Raw genomic sequence first — 22,791 nt, forward strand, 5'->3', positions numbered from 1 at the left:
GCCCAGGTTCACAAACCCGGGCCGACCGAGGGCGGGGCGATCCGGGGCGACCGCATAGGCTCCGCCGCCATGACGACGACCCGCCTCGGCGCCGAGGAGATCCGGCGCGTGGTGGCAGCCTTCCGCGACGGCCTGCGGAGCCACCAGGCGCTGGTCAACCGGCTCAACGTCTACCCCGTCCCCGACGGCGACACGGGCACCAACATGGCCCTCACCCTCGAGTCGGTGGTGGGCGAGCTCGAGGGGGCCGACGCCGACCTGGCCTCGACGTGCAAGGCGATCAGCCACGGCTCGCTCATGGGCGCCCGGGGCAACAGCGGCGTCCTCCTGTCGGGGATCCTGCGGGGGGTGGCCGTGACCGTGTCCGAGGCCGACGGGCTCGACGGGCCCACGCTGGCCCGGGCCCTGCGGGCCGCCTCCGACGGCGCCTACGCGGCCGTGCCCCGTCCCGTCGAGGGCACGATCCTCACCGTCATCCGCGAGGCGGCCGAGGCGGCCGAGGCGTGCACGGCGTCGGCGCCGGAGGCCGCGCTGGTCGACGTGGGCGAGGCCGCCCTGGCCCAGGGCCGCGACGCCCTGGCCCGCACGCCCGAGATGCTGCCGGTGCTGAAGCAGGCCGGTGTCGTCGACTCCGGCGGCACCGGCCTCCTGCTCCTGCTCGACGCCCTGCTCCACGTGGTCGACGGCCGGCCCCTGCCCGACCCGCCCGACGGCGACGAGGTGCCGGCGGCCGACCTCGACGCCCTGCGCGAGCACACCGACGCCGGCGACCACGACGGCCACGACGTCGGGGACCTCCGCTACGAGGTCATGTACTTCCTCGAGGCCCCCGACGAGGCGATCCCGGCGTTCAAGAAGGTGTGGGGTGGCATCGGCGACTCGATCGTCGTCGTCGGCGGTGACGGCCTCTGGAACTGCCACATCCACACCGACGACATCGGGGCGTCGATCGAGGCCGCCGTCGACATCGGCCGGCCCCGCAACATCCGGGTCACCGACCTCATGGAGGAGGTCGAGGAGGAGCGGTGGGTGCGCGAGGGGGCCGAGGCCGCCGCCAGCGAGCCCGACCCCCCGCTCGAGCACGTCCCCACCGCCGTGGTCGCCGTCGCCACCGGTGACGGCGTGCGCCGCCTGTTCACGTCGATGGGCGTCCAGATCGTCGTGACCGGCGGCCAGACCATGAACCCGTCGACCCAGGACCTGGTCGCCGCGGTCGAGGCGACCGCCGCCGACGAGGTGGTCCTGCTCCCCAACAACAAGAACATCGTCCCGGTGGCCGAGCAGGTCGACGCCCTGGCGTCCAAGAAGGTCGTCGTGGTCCCGACCCGCGGCGTCTCCGAGGGGGTGGCCGCCCTGGTGGCCTACGACCCAGAGGCCCCGTCGGCGGCGAACGTCGAGTCGATGGGCGCGGCGGTGGCGGCCGTGGTGGCCGGCGAGGTGACCCGGGCCGTGCGCGACTCGGACTGCTCGGTGGGGCCGATCCGCGCCGGCGACTGGCTGGGCATCGACCGCCGCGACATCCGGGTCGTGGGCCCGGACCTGGGCGAGGTCGTCTGCGGCCTGCTCGACGTCCTCCTCGGCGACGACCACGAGATCGTCACCCTCATCGAGGGCGAGGGGTCGTCGGCCGCGGTGACCCGCCACGTGACCGAGTGGTTGGGCGACGCCCACCCCGAGGTCGAGGCCGAGGTCCTCCACGGCGGCCAGCCGCTGTACCCGTACTACGTCGGCATCGAGTAGCAGGATGGGGTCGCACGACTCCGAGGGCGAGTCCCTCGACGTCGTGTCCCACCGGCTGGCCGAGTTCGCGGCGACGTACGCGAGCCTCCCGCTGTACGCGGGGATCTGCACCGGGGCGGCCGGCGACGCCGAGGTCGCCTCGCTCCTCACCGCGGCCCAGCCCGGGCAGGCCCGCCCCGTCCTGCTGCTCGCCGCCCTGCACGACCTGGTGCTGCGGGACCCGTCGGTCCCGGCGGCCCGCTGGTTCACCTCGGTCGGGGGCCGGTCGCCGGCGCCGGGCGAGGACCCGTGGCCCGAGGTGCGGGCGACGTGCCTGGAGCACGCGCCGGCGCTCCGCGCCGTCATCGCCACGCGCGCCACCCAGACCAACGAGGTCAACCGGTCCGTGTACGTGGCCGCCCTGCTGGCCGCGGCGTGCGCCGACGTCGGGCCCGTGCCGGTGGCCCTGGTCGAGCAGGGGTGCAGCGCCGGCCTCCTGCTGGGGCTCGACCGATACCGGGTCGAGGTGGGCGACGTCGTCCTCGGCGACCCGGCGTCGCCGGTCCGCTGCGTCGGCGCCCTGGCGGACGGCTCGGCGAGGCCGGCGCCGACGGGCCTGCCGCCGATCGTCGAGCGGGTCGGCCTCGACCGGGAGCCGGTGGCCCTCGACGACGACGAGGAGGTCCGGTGGCTGGAGGCGTGCCTGTGGCCCGACCAGCCCGAGCGGCTGGAGCGGTTCCGGGCCGCGGTGGCGGTGCTGCGCGCCGACCCGCCGCTGCTGGTGGCGGGGGACATGGTCGACGACCTGGGCGCCGTCGCCCACTCGGCCCGGGCGGTGGCGTCGGCCCTGGCCGGTCCGGACGTGCACCTCGTCGTGGTCGTGAGCTGGGCCCTGACCTACGTCCGGCGCGACCGCCGGCCGCTCGTCGCCGACGCCCTGGCCGAGCTGGCCGCCGACGGTCGGCCGGTCTCGTGGCTCACGGCCGAGCCCCCCGGCGCCGTCCCCGGCATCGACCCCCCGCCCGACCCCCTCCCGGGCGGCTCGACCGTCCTCGGCCTCCGCCGCTGGCGCGCCGGGGTCGAGCTGCCGCCCCGCGCCGTCGGCCACGCCCACCCCCACGCCCCCTGGCTCCACCTCACCTGACCTCCCCCCGGACCCCCGTCGCCCCGAACGTTGGACGGAACCCCGCAGCATGATGCCGTTCCCGTCCAAGGTTCGGGTGGTGGGGGGCACCCGACGGTCGCTGTCACACCCCGTCGGCATGATCCGGGGATGGAGACGTGGACCGACCTCACGCACAGGGCCGAACGCCGCTTCGGCGTCGTCACCCGCGACGAGCTGCTCGCCGCCGGGCTGGCCGACCGCACCATCGGTGCGTGGACAGCGGGCGGGCGCCTCGTCCCCCTCGCCCGGGGCGTGTACCGCCTAGCCGGGGTGCCGCCGTCGTTCGCAGCCGAGGTGATGGCGGCCATCCTCGTCTTCCCCGGCGACACCTGGGCGGCGCGCCACAGCGCGGCGCGGGTGCTGGGTGCGCCGATGTGGAGCAGCGAACGGCGGATCGAGCTGGTCCGTCCCGTCGAGCTGAGCGCCCAACGATCCATCGCCCGGGTGCACCGCAGCACCTGCCTGCCGCCCCACCACCTGACGACCGTCGACGGCATCCCGCTCACCACGGCGTCGCGCACGGCCTTCGACCTGGCGCGCACCACCGGGGCCCTGCGGCTCGGGCGGTTCGTCGACTGGGCGATCATCGAGGGCCTGGCCACCATGGGCTCGCTGTACCAGGTCCTCTACGACCTTGGCGGGCGGGGCCGGCCGGGCACGAGGCGGATGCGCGAGGTGCTCGATGCCCGGGGCCTCGACCACGTCCCGCCGGCCAGCGAGCTCGAGGCCGTCGGGATGGCCCTGCTCGACGGTCTCGGGTTCACGTGGCAGGTGGAGCTGTCCGACGAGCGGGGCTACATCCGGCGGGTCGACGGGTGCCACCGGCCGGGGCGGCTCGTGGTCGAGCTCGACGGGAAGTACCACGACGGCGAGGCGCAGAGGGCGCTCGATCGGGCCGGCGACCGGCGGATCGAGGCCATGGGCTACGACGTCGAGCGGCTGCGCTGGGTCGACGTCACCCGAGACGGCGAGGCCACCCGGGCCCGCATCGCCGCCCGTCTCCGGGCCGCGGTCGCGTAGATCCCCGTTCGTTGGACGGAACCCCGCAGCGTGATGCCGTTCCCGTCCAAGGTTCACCGGGCGGTGGGGGGTGGGCCCACCGGGCGCGAGGGTGGGGATCGGTAGGGTCGGGGGGATGGCGCGGAGGCTCTCCACACTGGCTCGGCTGCCGGTGACGGAGCTGACGGGGCTGGGCCCGAGGTCGGCCGAGGGGCTGGCCGAGGCGTTCGGCGTCGAGACCGTGCTCGACCTGCTGACGCACTACCCGCGGCGGTGGATCGACCGGACCAAGGAGGCCCGGATCCGCGACCTGCGGGTCGGCGACGAGGCCATGGTCGTGGGCGAGGTCCGCCGCATCACCGCCCGCCGCACCCGGGGCCGGCCGCCGCGGGTGCTGGTCACCGCCGACATCACCGACGGGTCGGGCCACCTCAAGGTCACCTTCTTCAACCAGGGCTGGCGGGAGCGCCAGCTGCCCCCGGGCACCCAGTGCGTCCTGTTCGGCAAGGTGGACGCGTACCGGGGCGACGTCCAGATGACCAACCCGCTGGTCGACCTGATCGGCGACCAGACGGGCAAGATCGTCCCCGTCTACCCGCAGTCCGAGAAGGTCCGGGTGACCAGCCAGGACGTGGGCCGGTGGATGACCGAGGTCCTCGACCGGGCGGGCGAGTTCGCCGAGCCCCTCCCGGGCGCGGTGCTGGCCGAGCACACGCTCGTCGACCGGACCCGCGCCTTCCGGGGGATCCACCAGCCCGAGAGCCAGGCCGACATCGCCGTGGCCCGCAAGCGGCTCGTGTTCGACGAGCTCCTGCGGGTGCAGCTGGCCCTGATCCTCCGCAAGCGGGCCCTCGAGCGCACCACCAAGGGCATCGAGCACCAGATCGGCGGCGCCCTCGTCTCGGCCTTCCACGACCGCCTCCCGTTCCCCCTCACCAAGGCCCAGCGGCGGGTGATCGACGAGATCACCGCCGACCTGGCCGGCCCCCACCCGATGCACCGCCTCCTCCAGGGCGACGTGGGCGCGGGCAAGACGGTTGTCGCCCTGAGCGCCCTGCTCGTCGGCGTCCAGGGCGGGCACCAGGGCGCCCTGATGGCGCCCACCGAGGTCCTGGCCGAGCAGCACCACCTCGGCATCCGCGGCCTGCTCGAGGGGCTCACCGTCAGCGACGACCAGAACCTGCTGGGCGAGCGGCCGATCGGCGTCGAGCTCCTCACCGCCCGCAGCACCGCCGCCGACCGCAAGCGCATCGCCGCCGGGCTCGAGCAGGGGACCGTCGACATCGTCATCGGCACCCACGCCCTGATCCAGGGCACCGTCCGGTTCCACGACCTGGGCGTGGTGGTGGTCGACGAGCAGCACCGCTTCGGCGTCGAGCAGCGGGCGGCCCTCCGCGAGCAGGGCGGCGGTGACGTCACCCCCGACGTGCTGGTGATGACGGCCACGCCGATCCCCCGGACGGCGGCCATGACGGTCTACGGCGACCTCGACGTGTCGATCCTCGACGAGCTCCCCCCGGGCCGCACCCCGATCACCACCACCTGGGTGCGGATCGACCGGGAGGTCGACGAGGCCGAGGGCGACGGCGCTGCGCCCGGCCTCGACCCCGACGAGGGGTGGGACGTCGATCCCGAGGACGCGGTGTGGGAGGCGGTCCGGGCCGAGGTGGCCGCCGGGCGCCAGGCGTACGTCGTGTGCCCGCTGATCGAGGAGTCCGACAAGCTGGAGGCAGCGAGCGCCCAGGAGACCTTCGACCGGCTCACCTTCCAGCCCGACGGCGAGCTGGCCCGGCTGCAGGTCGAGCTCCTCCACGGGCGGGTGCCGCCGGCGGAGAAGGAGGCGGTCATGGAGCGCTTCCGCACCGGCCGCACCGACGTCCTCGTCGCCACCACCGTCATCGAGGTCGGCGTCGACGTCCCCAACGCCACCGTCATGGTCGTGCTCGACGCCGACCGCTTCGGCATCGCCCAGCTCCACCAGCTGCGGGGCCGGGTCGGCCGGGGCGAGCACGCCAGCACCTGCTACCTGGTCGGCTCGGGCGCGACCGACGAGGGGCGGGCCCGGCTCGAGGCCCTGGTGCGCACGACCGACGGCTTCGAGCTGGCCGAGGTCGACCTCGACCTGCGGGGCGAGGGCACGCTCATGGGCGGGCGGCAGAAGGGGCGCAGCGACCTGAAGCTGGCGTCGCTGCGGCGCGACAGGGAGTGGGTGGCCAAGGCCCGGGAGGTCGCCATCGCCCTCGTCGACGCCGACCCCGACCTGTCCGACCAGCCCCTCCTGGCCGACGAGATCAGCCTCTTCCTCGGTGAGGAGGAGCAGGACTTCCTGCTGAAGGGATAACCGTCCGCCTCCCGGGTCCGACCCGTCGCCCCGGCTAGGCCTAGGCCTCGGCCTCGGCGGCCCAGCGGTGCTTGCCGCCCCGCTTGGCCCGGTAGAGGGCGCGGTCGGCCTGGCCGAGGATGCGGTCGACGTCGTCCTCGCCGCTGACCCGGCCGTCGACCAGGGCCAGCCCGACGCTGCACCCGATGGCGATGGCGTGACCCTCGACCACGACCGGGTGCTCGAGCACCTCGAGCAGGCGGGCAGCCACCTCCTCGGCCTCGCCGGGCCCGTCGAGGTCCGGGCACCAGACCGCGAACTCGTCGCCGCCCAGGCGGACCAGCAGGTCCTCGGGTCGGGCGGTGCCCGCCATCCGGGCGGCGATGGCCTGGAGCACGCGGTCGCCGGCGAGGTGGCCGTACTGGTCGTTGACCGCCTTGAAGTCGTCGAGGTCGCAGAACAGGAGGGCCGACAGCGTCGAGCGGGCCTCGCGCATGCACGCCGCCAGCTGCGACCGGTTGGCCACCCCGGTCAGGGGGTCGGTCGTGGCCGCCGCCTGGAGCTCGGCCCGGTTCGTCGCCCACTGGACGGCCAGCTGGGCCATCTTGGCCACCTCGCGGTAGTGGCGGACGTGGGTGGCGAGGATCCGGCCGGGCCGGGTCCGCCAGACGGCGACGACGCCCCGTGGGGCCTCGCCGTGCTCACCCTCGACGGGCAGCAGCCAGAGCGACTCGGTGCCCGACGTCCGGGCCGCGGTCGCGACCTCGGGGCACAGCACGTCGAGCGGCACCGCGACCGGAGCGGAGGCCCCGGCGCCGGGGCCCAGCAGCTCGGGTCCGACCGCCTCCGGGGAGGCCAGGGTCGGGTGCAGGCCGTCGGCCGCGACCACGACGCGCCGTCCCCCGGGATCGTGCACGACGATGGACGTGCGGGCATGCGGGGCCTGCACGTCGCTCCAGCGCACGACCTGCCGCAGCAGCGGCATCAGGTCGCCTCCCTCGAGGAGGGACCCGAGGAACTGGAGCAGCAGCCCGGGCGCCTCGTGGGACCGCCCCCACACCAGGAACACGCCGCTGCCGTCGGCGTCGCGGAGGTCGAGCCCGCCGAACTCGAGGGTGGCCCACGTGCCGTTGGCCCGGGCCAGGCGGACCACGGCCAGGATCCGGTCGTCGGCGTTGCGGGCCGCCTCCGACAGGGTGTCGGTCACGACCCCGATGTCGTCGGGGTGCACGATGGCGAGGGCGTCGGAGCCGATCATGTCCGCCGGGTCGCGACCCAGCACCGAGCGGCACGAGTCGCCCACCCACGCCACCCGACCCTGCCCGTCGATGGCGACGAAGAGGACCATGCCGTCGTCGACGAGGCGACGCATGACCGACTCGTCGAAGAACGGGTGTGGCTCATCGGGCAACGCGGGACCCCCCTGGTCGTGAGCCCGGCTGCGGCGCGCCACGCCGCTCGACCTCCGAGCCGGGATCGACCCTACTGCGGCGAGCCGGGCCGGTGGCGAGGGGGCGGGAGGTCACACGTTGTGCTTGTTGACCCGCTCGGGGGCGACCTTGAGGATGATGCGCTCGCTGGTGATCGGGGCGGGGTAGTCGGTCCCGGAGTACTTCTGGGACAGCTCGTCGATGTGGGTCCGGGCCGCGTCGCCCCGCACCTCGTCGACCACCCGGCCGCGGGCCTCGATGTACCGGTAGGGGTTGGACGCGTCCCACACGGTGACGGTCACCCGGGGGTCGCGCGCCGCGTTCTTGTACTTGGCCCGGTGGACCTCGGTGTTGATGAGGAGGTGGTCGTCGTCGGCGCCGATCCACATCACCTGGGTCTGGGGCTGCCCGTCGGGCATGAGGGTCGTGAGGGTGGCGAAGTTCTTCTCGCTCGCCAGTGCCTTGAGGTCGGGGTCGAGGGCCATGGGACCGAGCGTAGGCGGAGGCCCCGGAGGTCCCTACCAGTGGTCGCCGTGCTCGTCGGCGTCGGTGCCCCCGGGGACGACCAGGTCCCAGCGGTCCATGCAGTCCTCGCAGCGGTAGGCGACCACGTCGCCCGGCTCCCAGTCCCCCTCCTCGGGCGCGAAGCTGATCCGGAACGCCCGGCCCCCGCAGTCGATGCACGTGATCTGGTCGGGGACCAGGGGCGCGCCCTGGTCGTCGACGCCGCCGTGCTCGCTCACCGGTCGCCCGCCTCGGAGCGGGCCCGCTGGCTGGCGGTGAACCGGGCCACGCCCTCGGCGAACCCGTCGGCGAAGATCACGGCCTGGCCGTGGAGGTCCTCGTTGGCCAGGGCCTCGTCCAGCCCGAGCCCCAGGCCCTCGTAGACCGACGCCCGATCGTGGGTCACGCAGGTCCACGGCTTCTCGGCGATGTCGGCGGCGAGGTCCAGGGCGGCGGCCAGGGCGGTGCCGTCGGGGACGAGGCGGGTGACGAACCCGGCCTGCTCGGCCTCGGCGGCCGGGACCTGGCGGCCGGTGAGGATCCAGTCGAGCGCCCGGCCCAGGCCGACGATCTGGGGCAGCCGGTAGGTGCCCCCGTCGATGAGGGGCACGCCCCACCGGCGTTCGAGGCACCCGAAGACGGCCGACTCACCGGCGACGCGCAGGTCGCACCACGCCGCCAGCTCGATGCCGCCGGCCACGCACCAGCCCTCGACGGCGGCGATCACCGGCTTCGAGAGCTGGAGCCGAGTCGGGCCCAGAGGCCCCGACGGGCGGAGCCGGGGGAGGTCGACGAGGTCGGCGCCGGCGCAGAACGCGGTCTCGTCTCCCGTCAGCACCGCGACCCGCTGGTCGGGGTCGGCGTCGAAGGCGATCAGCTCGTCGTGAAGCCGCTGGGCGGTGGCGCTGTCGATGGCGTTGCGCCGCTGGGGCCGGCCGATGCGGACGACGGTGACGCCGGCCGGCGGGGCAGGGATGTCGCTCACCTCGACGACCCTACGAGAGGGTCGGGGCGCGCAGGTGGGCCAGGGCGACGGTCGCGGCCATGGCCACGTTGAGCGAGTCGACGCCGGGCGCCATGGCGATGCGGACGGGGGTCACGCCCGGCGCCGCCAGGGTGGCGGGGTCGAGGCCCGGGCCCTCGGCCCCGACGACGACCACGACCCGCTCGTCGGCGGCGGGGACCCGGACGGCGTGGAGGAGGGTGGGCGCGCTCGGGGTCAGGGCGACGACGCGCCACCCGTGCCCCGCCAGGTCGACCAGGGTGTCGGGCCACGGCGCCCGGGCGTGGGGGACCTGGAGGACGTGGCCCATCGAGACCCGCACGCACCGGCGGTACCACGGGTCGGCGCAGGACGGGTCGAGGAGCACGGCGTCGGCACCGAAGGCGGCGGCGCTGCGGAACAGCGCCCCCAGGTTCTCGTGGTCGTTGACACCCTCGACGGCGAGCACGGTGCGGGCCCGTGCGGTGAGGGCCCCGGGGTCGACGGGGGCGGGCCGGGTCACCGACGCCACCACCCCACGGTGGAGCGGGAACCCGGCGGTGGCCTCCAGCACGGCCGCCGGGGCGGTGTAGACGGCGGCGCCGTGGGCGGCGAGGGCCGCCATGGCCTCGGCCATGCGCCCGAGGCGGCGCTCACCGACGAGGACCGACCGGGTCGCGGAGGCGTGGGGCGAGGCGGCCAGGGCCTCGACGGCGAGGGCGCTCTCGACGATGAACACGCCCCGCTCGGCCTCGTAGCGCTTCCGCAGGGCGGGATCGGTGAGGGTGCGGTAGTCCTCGAGCCGGGCGTCGGCGGGATCGTCGATGCGGATGGGCTCGGCCACCGGCCGAGCCTGCCAGGTCGGTCCCCGCAGGACCCCCGTCAGGGCAGGTACGGCGCGTAGTCGTCCAGGGTGCGGAGGATCTCGTCGCGACCGGCGGAGGGCAGGCGCAGCACGCACTCGTCGATGCCGATGGCGGCGTAGTGGGCCAGCTTCTCGGGGGTGGGGAGGGTCCCGAAGGTCGTCACCCGCAGCGTCGCCGGGTCCCGCCCGGCGGCCTCGACCTCGGCCCGGAAGCGGGGCACGGCCTCGGTCAGACCGGCCCCGCCGATGGGGATCCACCCGTCGCAGTAGCGCTGCACGTGCCCGAACACGGTGGGGCTGGCCATGCCCCCGAGCAGGACCGGCACGCCGGGCCGGGTGACCTGCCCGCCGGCCCCGCCGGGCCGGGTCACCCGCTGCACCGGCTTGGGCCAGGCCCACGACGGCCCGAGGTCGACGAAGTCACCGTGGTACTCGGCGACCTCGTCGGCCCAGAGCGCCTGCATGGCCCCCATGCGCTCCTCGACGACGCGCCGGCGCTGCTTCATCGTCACGCCGTGGTGGGCCAGCTCGTCCTCGTTCCAGCCGAAGCCGATGCCGAGGTCGAGCCGGCCGCCCGAGAGGTGGTCGAGCGTCGCCGCCTCCTTGGCGGTGATGATCGGGTCCCGCTGGGCCGGCAGCAGGATGCCGGTGCCGATGCGCAGCGTCTCGGTCGCCGCCGCCGCGTAGGCGAGGGCGACGAAGGGGTCGAGGGTGCGCTTGTACATCTCGTCGAGCACGTCGTCGCCGGTCGGAGGCGGCGTGAGGCGGCTGGTGGGGATGTGGGTGTGCTCGGGGATCCACAGCGAGGCGAACCCGCGCCGCTCCAGCTCGGGGGCCAGCTCGCCGGGGTGCCAGCTGAGGTCGGTCTGGAAGACGGTGACACCGATGTCCACGGCCCGGGACGCTACCGGTAACCTGACGACCCGTCAGAAACGAACCCAGCGCGGACGGGCACCGATGCGGTGCCCGTCCGTGCCGGGTTCGGTCAACGCCGAGGAGAGCACGTGTCGGAAGGGATCTGCGAGGGCCGCGTCGCCATCGTCACCGGGGCCGGTCGGGGGCTCGGTCGGGGTCACGCCCTCGAGCTGGCCCGCCAGGGCGCCCGGGTGGTCGTCAACGACTTCGGGCTCGAGCTCGACGGCACGCCGAGCGCCGACAACCCGGCCCACGAGGTCGTGGCCGAGATCGAGGCCATGGGGGGCGACGCCGTCGTCAGCGGCGACGACGTGGCCGACTGGGACGGCGCCGGCCGCATGGTCCAGCTGGCGATCGACACGTGGGGCCGGCTCGACGCCGTGGTCAACAACGCCGGTGTCGTCCGCGACCGCATGTTCGCCAACGCCAGCGAGGACGAGTGGGACATCGTCATGCGGGTCCACCTCAAGGGCCACTTCGCCCCCGCCCGCCACGCCGCGGCCCACTGGCGCGACCGGTCCAAGGCCGGCGAGGAGGTCGACGCCCGCATCGTCAACACCACCTCCGGCGCCGGGCTCATGGGCAGCGTCGGGCAGTCGGCCTACTCGGCGGCCAAGGCCGGGATCGCCGGGCTGACGCTCGTGCAGGCGGCCGAGCTGGGGCGCTACGGCGTCACCGCCAACGCCCTCGCCCCGTCGGCCCGCACCCGCATGACCGAGGGCCCCTTCGCCGAGATGATGGCCAAGCCCGACGACCCCGACGCCTTCGACGCCATGGCGCCTGAGAACGTCTCCCCCCTCGTGGCCTGGCTCGTGTCGGCCGACAGCGCCGGCGTGACCGGGCGGGTCTTCGAGGCCGAGGGCGGCAAGGTGAGCGTGGCCGACGGCTGGCAGCACGGCACGGTGATCGACAACGGCGCCCGCTGGCACCCGGCCGACCTCGGCGCCGCGGTGCGCGAGCTCCTCGCCCACGCGCCCGACCCCGCACCCGTGTACGGGGCACCATGAGCGAGCGAAGCGAGGGAATGCGACAGGACGTGAGCGCGGCTGATCCCCTCGACCGGTTCCGCCTGGACGGTCGTGTCGCCATCATCACCGGCGGGACCCGGGGCATCGGTCGCGCCGTGGCCGAGGGCTTCGCCGCCGCCGGGGCCAAGGTCGTGGTGGCGAGCCGCAAGGCCGACGCCTGCGCCGAGGCCGAGCGCGAGATGGCGGCCCTGGGGTACGAGGTCCTCGGCGTGCCGTGCCACCTCGGTGACCTGGAGGCCGTCGCCGCCCTGGTCGCGTCGACGGTCGGCCGCTTCGGCGCCATCGACGTGGTGGTCAACAACGGGGCCAACGCCCTGGCCCAGCCGGTCGAGGGCTACACCGAGGCCGGCTTCGACAAGTCGATCGCCGTCAACGTGAAGGGCCCGCTGTTCCTCGTCCAGCACGCCCTCCCGCACCTGCGGGCCTCGGACCACGCCGCCATCGTGAACGTGGTGTCGGCGGGGGCGTTCCTGTTCGCCGGTGGGCTGTCGCTCTACACCGGGGCCAAGGCGGCCATGGTGGCCTACACTCGGGCGTGGGCCGCCGAGCTGGCCGCCGACGGCGTCCGGGTCAACGCCCTGGCCCCGGGCGGGGTCGACACCGACATGGTGCGCAACACCGGCCCCGACGGGGCGGCGTCCATCGCCCAGTCGTGCCTGATGGGCCGGCTGGCCACGCCCGAGGAGATGGTCGGACCGACCATCTTCCTCGCCTCGGACGCCTCCAGCTTCATGACCGGCTCCGTCCTGCACGTGGACGGCGGCGTGGTGGGCGGCGCCTAGGGCCGCCGGGTCCCGCCCTTGGCGCCCTGCTTCGAGGTCACCTTGTTCATCAGCTGCTTGGCCTTGGCCTGGTTCTGCGGCTTCTTGGCCTCGGAGATCAGCTTCTTGGCCATCCCGCCCTTGGCCAGCTTGCTCAGCATTCCCATGGTGCTCCTTCGATCGAGTGTACGGACCGTCCTTCCCGAGGACCGGGCCTCGAACCCAGCTCACGCCGGAGGGATCCGGTCGGTCACGCGGCGGTGACCCGGATGGCGGTGATGGGCCCGGGGTCGGGCGGACCTGCGGCGCTCGTGTCGTCCCCGTTGCTCGAGGGCCCGACGCCGGACGCCAGGGCCACGAGGGCGCCGTCGACGGCCACGGCCCGGCCGGCAGCGAGGCTGGGGTGCGGGAGGCCGAGGTCGGATGCACCATCGGGGGTCAGGTCGGCCAGCCGGGCCGTCGTCCAGCTCGCCCCACCGTCGGTCGACGAGGCGATGGAGGCCACCAACCGGTTCTCGTCGTTGCACCACGCCAGCGCAGCCACCGCGTCGCCCAGGGCGACGGGAGCGTCGACGCCGGTCTCTCCTCGGATGGAGCGGTCCCGGCACGAGTCGAAGGACAGCTCGGTGGCGTCCGCTCCCGCGGGGCCCGTCACGCCGGCGTAGGCCACCTCGCAGTCGCACGCGGTGTCGACGATCCACGTGCCGATGATCGAGCCGTCGCCCCGCCTCAGCAGGGCGGCGTCGGGCAGGATCGGGCCCGGCGCGCCCTCGTCGGCCACCCACTCGGTGGCACCAGGGGCGAGGGCGACCGAGTCGCCGGGCACGCCGAGGGTGACGGTGCCGTCGTCATCGACCGACCACTGCTGGTGGATCCTCGTCATCCAGCGCGTGCCGTCCCCGAGCCCTGCCAGGGGAACCCACCCGGTCCCGTCGGGTGAGGCCCAGGAGACCTCGTCCACCGACGGGAAGCAGCACTGCTGGGGGACGCGGCTGCTGTCGTCGCCGATGGCCACGAACCGCTCGCCGGTCCACTCCACGGCGCGCACGCCCTGCATGCCGGGCGCGCCGTCGCCCAGGCCGCGGGCCGGGGCGAAGGTGGAGCCTCCGTCGCGGCTCACCCAGGCGGCGGCGTCGTAGGCGTCGAGGTGGTCGTAGACGTTCGTCGATCCGGGGCTTCCGTACGCCCCGCCGATGCCGGAGGCGTCGTCCCGCTGGACCAGGCCGGCGACGACATCGCTCACGAGCGCCGAGGAACCGTCCGGCACCGGCAGGGCGAGCGGGGCCCACGTCTCGCCGGCGTCGTCGGACACCAGGACGTCGTGACGGATCCTCGGGCCGGTCGGTGGAGCCGAGGGTCGGACGGCCAACGTGACGCCGCCCGCGGTGTGGAGGCGGGGCGTGGTGGCGGCGACGATCCAGTCGTTGCCCTGGCCCTGGCCCTGGCCCTGGCCCTGGCCCTGGCCCTGGCCCTCGACCTCGGTGGCGAAGGCCTCGGCGGGGTCGTCCCACGTGCGGCCTCCGTCGGACGACCGCAGCAGCGTGTCCGCCCGGCCCGGGCGGGACGAGGCGAGGGCGAGGACCACCTCGCCGTCGGCGACCACGTCCTCGACGTTGCCGTCGGGGCCGACCCAGGTCCGTGCGGCGACCACCCCGTCGCCCGCGACCGTCGGACCGGCCGGGGCGGCGTCCTCCTCGACCTCCTCCGGGTCGGGGACCGCCTCGTCGTCGCTGCACCCGCTGATGGCCAGGGCGAGGGCGGCGAGCACCGAGGCGGCGGCCACCGCACCTCGCCCCTCGCGCATCCCCGACACGGTAGGGGGGTGGGGCGTCCGGGTACGGTCGGCCGTCGTGACCCCGCCGCACAGCTCCGTCGTCCGGTCGACGGTTCACACGTGGTTCACACCGGCGTGCGACTCGCGCAACACGGGCGCGGGAGCGTGAGCGGGTGACGGACCTGTTCGAGGGCTACGACTCCGGGAGCACCCGCCGGGCCCACGACGAGATGTTCGACCGCTTCGGGCGGCCGCGGGAGACCTACCGGGTCATCCACGACACCCTGCGGCCCCAGACCTCCGACGACCTCCTGGCCCGCACCGAGGCCCTCAGCCGGGCGTACCGCGATCGCGGCGTCACCTTCGCCCTCTCCGGCGAGGAGCGGCCCTTCCCGCTCGACCTCGTCCCCCGGGTGATCGGCGCCGGCGACTGGGCCCGGTTGGAGTCGGGCATCATCCAGCGGGTCAGGGCCCTGGAGATGTTCCTGGCCGACATCTACGGCGAGGGCCAGGTCCTCGACGACGGGGTGGTGCCCCGCCAGCTCGTCCACTCCTCGCCCCACTTCCACCGCCAGGTGTACGGGATCCGCCCGCCCGGCGGCGTCCACATCCACGTCGCCGGCATCGACGTGATCCGCGACGAGCACGGCGAGATGCGCGTGCTGGAGGACAACCTCCGCAGCCCGTCGGGCGTGAGCTACGTGATGGAGAACCGGCGGGTCATGGCCCGCGTGTTCCCCGACCTGTTCCGGGCCCAGGCGATCGCCGGCGTCGACGACTACCCGCGCCAGCTGCTGCGGGCCCTGCGGGCGACGGCGCCCACGGTGCGCAACCCCCGCATCGTCGTGCTGACCCCCGGCGTCCACAACTCGGCCTACTTCGAGCACGCCCTGCTGGCCCGGCTCATGGGCGTCGACCTGGTCGAGGGGCGGGACCTCATCTGCCGCGACGACGTCGCCTACGTGCGCACCACGGCGGGGGAGGAGCGGGTCGACGTCATCTTCCGGCGCATCGACGACGACTTCCTCGACCCGGTGCAGTTCCGGCCCGACACCGCCCTCGGCGTCGCCGGGCTGGTGCACGCCAACCGGGCCGGCAACGTCACCATCGCCAACGCCATCGGGAACGGCGTGGCCGACGACAAGCTCATGTACACCTACGTGCCCGACCTGATCGAGTACTACCTGGGTGAGCCGGCCATCCTCCGCAACGTCGACACGTACCGGCTCGAGGACCCCGAGGCCCGGGCCCACGTCCTCGACCGCCTCGACCAGATGGTCGTCAAGCCGGTCGACGGCTCCGGCGGGTACGGCCTGGTGTTCGGGCCGTCGTGCACCGACGAGGAGCTGGCCGCGGCCCGGGCCACGATCCTGGCCGAGCCCCGGGGCTGGATCGCCCAGCCCGTCGTCACCCTCTCGACCGCCCCCACGCTGGTCGACGGCCGCCTCCGGCCCCGGCACCTCGACCTGCGGCCCTTCGCCGTCAACGACGGCGAGAAGGTGTGGGTCCTGCCCGGCGGCCTGACCCGGGTCGCCCTCCCCGAGGGCAGCCTGGTCGTGAACTCCAGCCAGGGCGGCGGCTCCAAGGACACCTGGGTGCTCAAGGAGGCGGTGACGCCGGCGCCGGTCGCGGCGCCGCCGGCGGCCGTCGTCCCCGGCGACAAGGAGGCCCGGCGCGAGGCGGCGCCCGTGCCCCTGCAGTTCGGCCCTGCCGACGACCACGAGCGCCAGCACCAGCAGGAGCTCCAGCAGCAGCAGGGGGAGGGGGGCGCGTGCTGAGCCGGATCGCCGAGTCGCTGTACTGGATGGGGCGCTACATCGAGCGGGCCGACGACACCGCCCGGCTGCTCGACGTCCACGTGCACCGGATGCTGGCCGACGCCGCCGACGAGAACGTGGGGGCGACCCTGCTCGCAGCCATGGGCCTGGCCGGCAGCGCCGAGGTCGAGGCGGTCGACCTGTGGCGGGCCACCGAGCTGCTGGCCTACGACCCCGACAACCCCAGCTCGGTGGCCGGGTCCCTCCGCCTGGCCCGCTCCAACGCCCGGGGCCTCCGTGAGACCCTGGCCACCGAGGTGTGGGAGGCGATCAACCGCACCCACCACGACCTCGACGCCCAGATCCGGGCGGCCCGGGCCCTCGGCCCGTACATCTTCTTCCGGTGGGTGCGCGAGCGGGTCGCCCTCATCGGCGGGCTGATCGACTCCGTCGTGCTGCACGACGACGGCTGGCGCTTCCTCACCATCGGGCGGTGCCTGGAGCGGGTCGACATGACGGCCCGCCTGCTCGGCGCCGTGACCGACTCCGACGACGCGTCCCAGTGGTCGAGCGTCCTCGTCAGCTGCGGGGCCAACGACGCCTTCCTCCGGACCTACGGCGGCGAGATCACCCGCACCCGGGCCCTGACCATGCTGCTTCAGGCCGAGGACCTGCCCCGCTCGGTCGCCTACGCCCTGGACCTGGCCGAGACGTCGCTCCGGGAGATCGCCACCGCCACCGGCACCCCCGACACCGCGGTGCGGATCATCGGGCGGGTGCGGGCCGAGCTCACCTACACCGGACCCGACGACCTGGCCCGGACCACCGAGGCCACCCTCACCCGGCTCCAGGACGCCTGCCGCCGGGCCGACGAGCTGGTCAAGGCCCGCTACTTCCGCCGGGCCGACCTGATCGAGTGGCAGGCGGAGGCGGCGATCTAGCCATGGCCACCCGCCTCGCCGTCACCCACGCCACCTCGTACCGGTACGAGGCCCCCGTCACCACGTCGTACAACGAGGCCCGGCTCGAGCCGCGCAGCGATCGCCGCCAGACGGTCCTGTCGTGGAGCCTCGACGTGAGCCCCGCCGTCCGGGTGGTCAACCACGTCGACTACTGGGGGACGATGGTCCACCACTTCGACCTGCAGGTGCCCCACACCGAGCTGTCGGTCGTGGCCAAGGCGGTCGTCGAGACGGGCGTGACCCGCATGGGCCCGGGCGAGGCCACCTGGGACGACCTGGCCTCGCCCGAGGTGCGGGACCGCTTCTACGAGCTGCTGGTGCCGACGGCCATCGTCGCCCTCGACGACGAGTCCCTGGTCGCCACGGCGGCCGAGATCCGGGCCCGCGCCACCACCCCGGCCGAGGCGGCCGAGGCCGCGGTCGGCTACGTGAACGACCGGCTCGCCTACGAGCAGGGCTTCACCGGCGTCGCCACCACCGCCCCCGAGGTCCTCGCCGCCGGGCGGGGGGTGTGCCAGGACTTCGCCCACCTGTCGCTGGCGCTGCTGCGCACCATGGGGATCCCCGCCTGGTACGTGTCGGGGTACCTGCACCCGGCCGACGAGCCCGAGATCGGCGAGGCGACCGTGGGCGAGAGCCACGCCTGGGTCGCGGCCTGGACGGGGCGGGTCTGGCCCCTCGACCCGACGTCGCTGTCGCCGGTCTTCGACCGCCACGTCCGGGTCGCCGCCGGGCGCGACTACCACGACGTCCCGCCGTTCCGCGGCGTCTACGCCGGCGGCGGGGCCCAGGAGCTCGAGGTCACCGTCGAGGTCACGCGCCAGGCCTGACCTCCCTGGCGTACGGTCCGGAGCCATGAGGTTCGCATCCGATCGACCGCTGGGGCTCGTGCCCGCGACAATCGCCGACCACCGCGAGCTGGCCCGGCGTCGGCTGCCCCGCCAGCTGTTCGACTACATCGACGGCGGCGCCTACGACGAGGCGACCATGGCCGCCAACGTCGCCGACCTGGTCGATGTGCGCCTGCGCCAGCGGGTGATGCGCGACGTGGGCACCCGGACCCAGGCCACGACGGTGCTGGGCCAGGATCTGGCCACGCCCGTCATCCTCGGCCCGGTCGGGTTGGGCGGGATGTTCGCCCAGAGGGCCGAGGTCCAGGCGGCGCGGGCCGCCGAGGCCGCCGGCGTGCCCTTCGTCGAGTCGACGGTGTCGATCTGCTCGATCGAGGAGGTGGCCGAGGCGACGACCCGGCCGCCCTGGTTCCAGCTCTACGTGATGCGCGACCGCAGCTACGCCGAGGGGCTGATGGCCCGGGCGGCGAAGGTCGCCAGCCCGGTGCTCGTGCTCACCGTCGACCTGGCCGTGGTCGGCGCCCGCCATCGCGACACGCGCAACGCCATGGTCGGCGAGGTCACGGCGTGGGCCAAGGCCCGGCGGGGCCTCGACCTGGTGTCGCACCCGCAGTGGGTGCGCGACGTGGCCATCGGCGGCAAGCCCCTGACCTTCGGCAACCTCACCGACGCCGTGCCCGGGGCGAGCACGCCGGACCAGTTCCGGGACTGGGTCGATGCCCAGTTCGACCCCTCGGTGACCTGGGACGACATCGCCTGGGTCCGCCAGCACTGGGACGGCAAGCTGTTGGTGAAGGGCGTGCTCGACGCCGAGGACGCCCGCCGGGCGGTCGACGCCGGGGTCGACGGCCTCGTGGTGTCGAACCACGGCGGGCGCCAGCTCGACGCGGTGGCGTCGTCGGCCCGGGCCCTGCCCGCGGTGGTCGAGGCCGTCGGCGACCGTGTCGAGGTGCTGGCCGACGGCGGCATCCGCAGCGGCCTCGACGTGGTGAAGCTCATGGCGCTCGGGGCCCGGGCCTGCCTGATCGGCCGGGGCTGGGCGTGGGCCGTCGCCGGGCAGGGCGAGGCCGGCGTCGCCCACGTGCTCGAGGGGCTGAAGGCCGACATCGACGTGGCCCTCGGCCTCACCGGCACCACGTCGGTCGAGGACCTCGGCCCCGACAACCTGCTCTAGCGCGGAGCGGGCGCACGGACGGTGCCTGGCACCGTCCGTGCGCCCGAGCTCCGGCGGGCCCGCTCGGTCAGCTGAGGCGCTCGAAGATCATGGCCATGCCCTGGCCGCCGCCGACGCACATGGTCTCCAGGCCGAACGTCTTGTCGGCGTCCTGCAGGCCGTGGATCAGCGTGGTGGCGATGCGGGCGCCGGTCATGCCGAAGGGGTGGCCCACGGCGATGGCGCCGCCGTTGACGTTCAGCTTGTCCCAGCTGATGCCGAGCTCCTTCGCCGACGGGATCACCTGGGCGGCGAAGGCCTCGTTGATCTCGACCAGGTCGATGTCGTCGATGGTCATGCCGGCGCGGGCGAGGGCCTGCTTCGACGCCTCGATGGGGCCGAGTCCCATGATCTCGGGGTTGAGGCCGGTCACGCCGGAGGCGACGACGCGGGCCAGGGGGGTGAGCCCCAGCTCGGCGGCGCGGGTGTCGCTCATGACGACCACGGCGGCGGCGCCGTCGTTCAGGGGGCAGGCGTTGCCGGCGGTGACCCGACCGTCGGGCCGGAAGGCGGGCTTGAGGTTGGCCAGGCCCTCGGCGGTGGTGCCGGCGCGGATGCCGTCGTCGCGGGTGACGGTGACCTCGTTGCCCTCGTCGTCGGTGGTGACCACGGGGGTGATCTCGCCCTCCCAGAAGCCGTTCTCGATCGAGGCCGTGGCCCGCTGCTGCGAGAGGGCGGCGAACTCGTCCATCTCCTCGCGGGTGGTGCCGGTGAGCTCGGCCACGTTCTCGGCCGTCTCGCCCATGGCGATGTAGACGTCGGGCAGGCCCTCGGCCGGGGCCCAGTCGCCCTGGCCGCCGGCCTGGCGGGCGGCGGTGCGGGCCTCGGCGTCGGCGTAGCGGGGGTTCTTGGCCCCGCCCACGTCGGCCATGCCGTTGAGGAAGCGGCTGACGGTCTCGACGCCGGCGGCGACGAAGACGTCGCCCTCACCGGCGCGGATGGCGTGGGTGGCCATGCGGATCGCCTGGAGCGACGACGAGCAGTAGCGGTTGATGGTGACGCCGGGGACGTCGGGCATGCCGGCCTGGATGGCGGCGATGCGGGCCATGTTGAACCCCGACTCGCCGGCGGGCTGGCCGCAGCCGAGGATCAGGTCCTCGACGGTGGTGCGGTCCAGCTCGGGGACCTGGTTCAGCGCCGTGTCGACGATGAAGGCGGTGAGGTCGTCGGGCCGCTCGTTCTTGAGCGAGCCCTTCATGGCCCGCCCGATGGGGGTGCGGGCGGTGGAGACGATGACGGCTTCGGGCACGGTGCTTCCTCCGAGGATGCGGTTCCGCCGCCGGTCTAGCCGTTACCCCCGTCACGTCCCCAAAGCACCAGGTCGAGGACCCGCCGTCCCATGGCGACGAACCCGGGGTTCGACGTCCGGTGGGACGGCAGCCCCTGGATCGGCGAGCGCACCACGGGACGCTCGCAGGCTGAGCGTCGGATCAGCGCAGGGTTTCGTCCAGCGCCCCGAGCAGCCGGTCGACGTCGGCGTCGTCGGTGTAGGGGGCGACGCCGATCCGCAGCCCGCCGTCGGGGCCGAGGCCGAGGCGCTGTGCCGCCTCGTGGGCGTAGAAGGTGCCGGCCGGGGCGTTGATGCCGTGCTCGGCCAGCTGCCGGGAGACGGCGCCGGCGTCGTGGTCGGCGAAGGTGGCGAGGATCGTCGGCGTCCGGTGGCTGGCCCGGGACCACAGCGTCACCCCCGATCGCTCGGACAGGTCCGCCTCGATCCGGTCGCGGAGCCGATCCTCGTGGGTGGCGACGGCGGCCATCGACGTCTCGATGCGCTGTCGGCGGGTGGCCCCCTCGTCGTCGGGGACGAGGTCGGCGACGAGGTCCACCGCGGCGGTCGCCCCCGCCATCAGCTCGTAGGGGAGGGTGCCCAGCTCGAAGCGCTCGGGCACCGCGTCGGTGGACGGCAGCAGCTTGTCGGGGTGCAGCTGCTCGAGGATCTCGGGGCGCCCGGCGACCACGCCGGCGTGCGGCCCGAGGAGCTTGTAGGTCGAGCACCCGACCAGGTCGGCGCCGCTCGTGCGGAGCGACACGGCCTCGTGGGGGACGAGGTGCACGGCGTCGAGGTAGAGCCAGGCCCCGACGTGGTGGGTCGCGGCGGCGACGGCGGCGACGTCGGGCCGGGTCCCGATCAGGTTCGACGCCCCGGTGATCGCCACCAGCCGGGTGCGCGGCGTGATCGCCCGGTCGAGCGACCCCATCGCCAGCTCGCCGCTCGCCGGGTCGAGGTCGACCCAGCGCACCGTGGCCCCGACCGCCTCGGCGGTGAGCACCCACGGCCGGACGTTCCCGTCGTGGTCCAGTCGACTGACCACGACCTCGTCGCCGGGGCCCCACCGCTTGGCCATCGCCCGGGCGATGTCGAAGGTGATCTGGGTGAAGCTGCGGCCGAACACGACCCCCTGCGGGTCGGCCTCGAGCAGGTCGGCCAGGGCGGCGCGGGCCTCGACCACGGCCCGCTCGGCGTTGTCCTGGGCCAGCGTGAGGTCGCCCCGGTTCGACAGCGGCCCGGCGAGCGTCGCCCGCACCGCGTCGGCGACCACGTCGGGGGTCTGCGACCCACCCGGACCGTCGAAGAAGGCGAGCCCGCTGGCGAGCGCCGGGAAGCGCCGGCGGAGGCGGGCGACGTCGTAGGGCGGGGCCACGGGGCGACAGTAGGGGTCAGCCGGAGAACAGGTCGCGCCGGGGCTCGTCGGTGTAGGCGGGCGCCCGGCCGGCGCGGAAGGCGCGCATGGCCTCGGGCAGGTTCTCGGTGAAGCCGAGCATGAGCTGGTTGCGGTCCTCGAGCTCGATGGCGGCCTCGAGGCTGGAGATCTCCAGGTTCGCCCACAGGACGTCCTTGGTCATGGCCAGCCCGTAGGGCGAGTGGGCGCACATGTCGGAGGCGAGGGCGACGGCGGCGTCGGCCAGCTCGTCGTCGGGGAGCACCCGGCTGACGAGGCCGGCCCGCAGCGCCTCGGCGGCGTCGACGCGGCGCCCGGTCAGCAGGACGTCGTTGGCCCACGCCGCCCCGACCAGCCGGGGGAGCAGCCACGACGCCCCCATCTCGGTGGACGTCAGGCCGTTGACGATGCCGGTGGCGTTGAACACCGCTGACTCCGAGGCGAGCCGGAGGTCGGCTCCGAGGGCGAGGCACATCCCGCCGCCGAAGGCGGGCCCGTTCACGGCGGCGATCACCGGCTGGGGCAGCTTGCGCAGGCGGGGCACGAGGCGGCTGTAGACGCGCATGGCCCGCTGGGCGATGCGGCCCACCGTCAGCCCGTCGATGCCGGGGACCACGCCGTGGTCCTCGAGGTCGAGGCCCGAGCAGAACCCTCGACCGGCGCCGGTGAGGACGACCACCCACGTCCCGTTCTCCTCGGCCAGGGCGCCCAGGGCGTCGTCGAGGGCGAGGACGAGGTCGATCGACATGGCGTTCAGCCGGTCGGGCCGGTCGAGCGTCACCCGTCCGACGTGCGGGGCCGGGTGGTCGACGAGGACGAGGTCGCTGGTCACCTGTCCAGGTTCCCACGTCGGGGCGACGGCTCGCCCGGGCCGGGACGGAGCGGA

General features: G+C 74.6%; 21 protein-coding genes. 10 read left to right on the forward strand and 11 right to left on the reverse strand.

Annotation, left to right across the window (positions count from 1 at the left end):
• Positions 1–69: 69 nt before the first annotated feature.
• The 4 genes from HC251_RS06235 (at position 70) to recG (ending at position 6,224) form a co-directional block, all read left to right on the forward strand.
• Entirely contained in the window at positions 70–1,740 is a 1,671-nt protein-coding gene (locus tag HC251_RS06235) for a DAK2 domain-containing protein (RefSeq protein WP_219944444.1), read from the forward strand.
• Between the two features lie 4 nt (positions 1,741–1,744).
• Complete coding sequence (locus HC251_RS06240; protein WP_219944445.1) at positions 1,745–2,863, forward strand: DUF2332 domain-containing protein; 1,119 nt, start codon at positions 1,745–1,747, stop codon at positions 2,861–2,863.
• 129 nt (positions 2,864–2,992) lie between these two features.
• Positions 2,993–3,904 carry a type IV toxin-antitoxin system AbiEi family antitoxin domain-containing protein gene (locus HC251_RS06245; RefSeq protein WP_219944446.1) on the forward strand — a complete coding sequence of 304 codons (912 nt, stop codon included), beginning with the start codon at positions 2,993–2,995 and terminating at the stop codon, positions 3,902–3,904.
• A gap of 115 nt (positions 3,905–4,019) precedes the next feature.
• Positions 4,020–6,224 (forward strand): ATP-dependent DNA helicase RecG, encoded by a 2,205-nt coding sequence (gene recG, locus HC251_RS06250; protein WP_219944447.1) that lies wholly within the window; start codon positions 4,020–4,022, stop codon positions 6,222–6,224.
• A 40-nt stretch (positions 6,225–6,264) separates the two neighbouring features.
• Here recG and HC251_RS06255 read toward each other — a convergent pair whose 3' ends face one another.
• The 6 genes from HC251_RS06255 to HC251_RS06280 all read right to left on the reverse strand — a co-directional run bounded on the left by HC251_RS06255 (position 6,265) and on the right by HC251_RS06280 (position 10,877).
• Positions 6,265–7,575, reverse strand: a complete 1,311-nt coding sequence (locus tag HC251_RS06255; protein WP_219944448.1) for a GGDEF domain-containing protein — start codon at positions 7,573–7,575, stop codon at positions 6,265–6,267.
• 150 nt (positions 7,576–7,725) lie between these two features.
• Entirely contained in the window at positions 7,726–8,118 is a 393-nt protein-coding gene (locus tag HC251_RS06260) for a PPOX class F420-dependent oxidoreductase (RefSeq protein ID WP_219944449.1), read from the reverse strand.
• A gap of 33 nt (positions 8,119–8,151) precedes the next feature.
• Entirely contained in the window at positions 8,152–8,376 is a 225-nt protein-coding gene (locus tag HC251_RS06265; RefSeq protein ID WP_219944450.1) for a hypothetical protein, read from the reverse strand.
• Positions 8,373–9,122 carry a crotonase/enoyl-CoA hydratase family protein gene (locus HC251_RS06270; protein ID WP_219944451.1) on the reverse strand — a complete coding sequence of 250 codons (750 nt, stop codon included), beginning with the start codon at positions 9,120–9,122 and terminating at the stop codon, positions 8,373–8,375. The genes HC251_RS06265 and HC251_RS06270 overlap by 4 nt, the downstream gene beginning before the upstream one ends.
• Before the next feature lie 10 nt (positions 9,123–9,132).
• Positions 9,133–9,963 carry an RNA methyltransferase gene (locus HC251_RS06275; protein WP_219944452.1) on the reverse strand — a complete coding sequence of 277 codons (831 nt, stop codon included), beginning with the start codon at positions 9,961–9,963 and terminating at the stop codon, positions 9,133–9,135.
• Between the two features lie 38 nt (positions 9,964–10,001).
• Complete coding sequence (locus HC251_RS06280; RefSeq protein WP_219944453.1) at positions 10,002–10,877, reverse strand: LLM class F420-dependent oxidoreductase; 876 nt, start codon at positions 10,875–10,877, stop codon at positions 10,002–10,004.
• A 111-nt stretch (positions 10,878–10,988) separates the two neighbouring features.
• On the opposite strand from HC251_RS06280, the gene HC251_RS06285 reads away from it, so the two are divergent.
• Positions 10,989–11,906: an SDR family oxidoreductase gene (locus HC251_RS06285; RefSeq protein ID WP_219944454.1), complete on the forward strand. Its 918-nt coding sequence runs from the start codon at positions 10,989–10,991 to the stop codon at positions 11,904–11,906.
• A gap of 17 nt (positions 11,907–11,923) precedes the next feature.
• A complete protein-coding gene (locus tag HC251_RS06290; protein WP_219945628.1) occupies positions 11,924–12,709 on the forward strand; it encodes an SDR family NAD(P)-dependent oxidoreductase in 786 nt (261 codons plus the stop codon).
• Here the strand turns inward: HC251_RS06290 and HC251_RS06295 are convergent.
• Together HC251_RS06295 and HC251_RS06300 are read right to left on the reverse strand one after the other, a co-directional pair.
• Complete coding sequence (locus HC251_RS06295) at positions 12,706–12,855, reverse strand: hypothetical protein (protein WP_219944455.1); 150 nt, start codon at positions 12,853–12,855, stop codon at positions 12,706–12,708. The genes HC251_RS06290 and HC251_RS06295 overlap by 4 nt on opposite strands.
• A gap of 83 nt (positions 12,856–12,938) precedes the next feature.
• Complete coding sequence (locus HC251_RS06300; RefSeq protein WP_219944456.1) at positions 12,939–14,492, reverse strand: sialidase family protein; 1,554 nt, start codon at positions 14,490–14,492, stop codon at positions 12,939–12,941.
• A 200-nt stretch (positions 14,493–14,692) separates the two neighbouring features.
• On the opposite strand from HC251_RS06300, the gene HC251_RS06305 reads away from it, so the two are divergent.
• From HC251_RS06305 to HC251_RS06320, 4 genes are read left to right on the forward strand one after another with little or no spacing between them, the layout of a single operon-like run.
• Positions 14,693–16,240 carry a circularly permuted type 2 ATP-grasp protein gene (locus tag HC251_RS06305; RefSeq protein WP_370651336.1) on the forward strand — a complete coding sequence of 516 codons (1,548 nt, stop codon included), beginning with the start codon at positions 14,693–14,695 and terminating at the stop codon, positions 16,238–16,240.
• Entirely contained in the window at positions 16,234–17,160 is a 927-nt protein-coding gene (locus HC251_RS06310) for an alpha-E domain-containing protein (RefSeq protein WP_219944458.1), read from the forward strand. The genes HC251_RS06305 and HC251_RS06310 overlap by 7 nt, the downstream gene beginning before the upstream one ends.
• A gap of 2 nt (positions 17,161–17,162) precedes the next feature.
• The gene (locus HC251_RS06315; RefSeq protein ID WP_219944459.1) at positions 17,163–18,011 is read left to right on the forward strand and encodes a transglutaminase family protein; all 849 of its coding nucleotides are present in this window, start codon (positions 17,163–17,165) and stop codon (positions 18,009–18,011) included.
• A gap of 25 nt (positions 18,012–18,036) precedes the next feature.
• Complete coding sequence (locus tag HC251_RS06320; RefSeq protein ID WP_219944460.1) at positions 18,037–19,206, forward strand: L-lactate dehydrogenase; 1,170 nt, start codon at positions 18,037–18,039, stop codon at positions 19,204–19,206.
• A 67-nt stretch (positions 19,207–19,273) separates the two neighbouring features.
• On the opposite strand, the gene HC251_RS06325 is transcribed toward HC251_RS06320, so the two are convergent.
• From HC251_RS06325 to HC251_RS06335, 3 genes are all read right to left on the reverse strand, one after another.
• Positions 19,274–20,494 carry an acetyl-CoA C-acetyltransferase gene (locus HC251_RS06325; RefSeq protein ID WP_219944461.1) on the reverse strand — a complete coding sequence of 407 codons (1,221 nt, stop codon included), beginning with the start codon at positions 20,492–20,494 and terminating at the stop codon, positions 19,274–19,276.
• A gap of 181 nt (positions 20,495–20,675) precedes the next feature.
• Complete coding sequence (locus HC251_RS06330; RefSeq protein ID WP_219944462.1) at positions 20,676–21,887, reverse strand: cysteine desulfurase-like protein; 1,212 nt, start codon at positions 21,885–21,887, stop codon at positions 20,676–20,678.
• A 16-nt stretch (positions 21,888–21,903) separates the two neighbouring features.
• Entirely contained in the window at positions 21,904–22,737 is an 834-nt protein-coding gene (locus tag HC251_RS06335) for an enoyl-CoA hydratase-related protein (protein WP_219944463.1), read from the reverse strand.
• Between the last annotated feature and the right edge of the window lie 54 nt (positions 22,738–22,791).

Source organism: Iamia sp. SCSIO 61187, from assembly GCF_019443745.1.
Classification (GTDB): domain Bacteria; phylum Actinomycetota; class Acidimicrobiia; order Acidimicrobiales; family Iamiaceae; genus Iamia.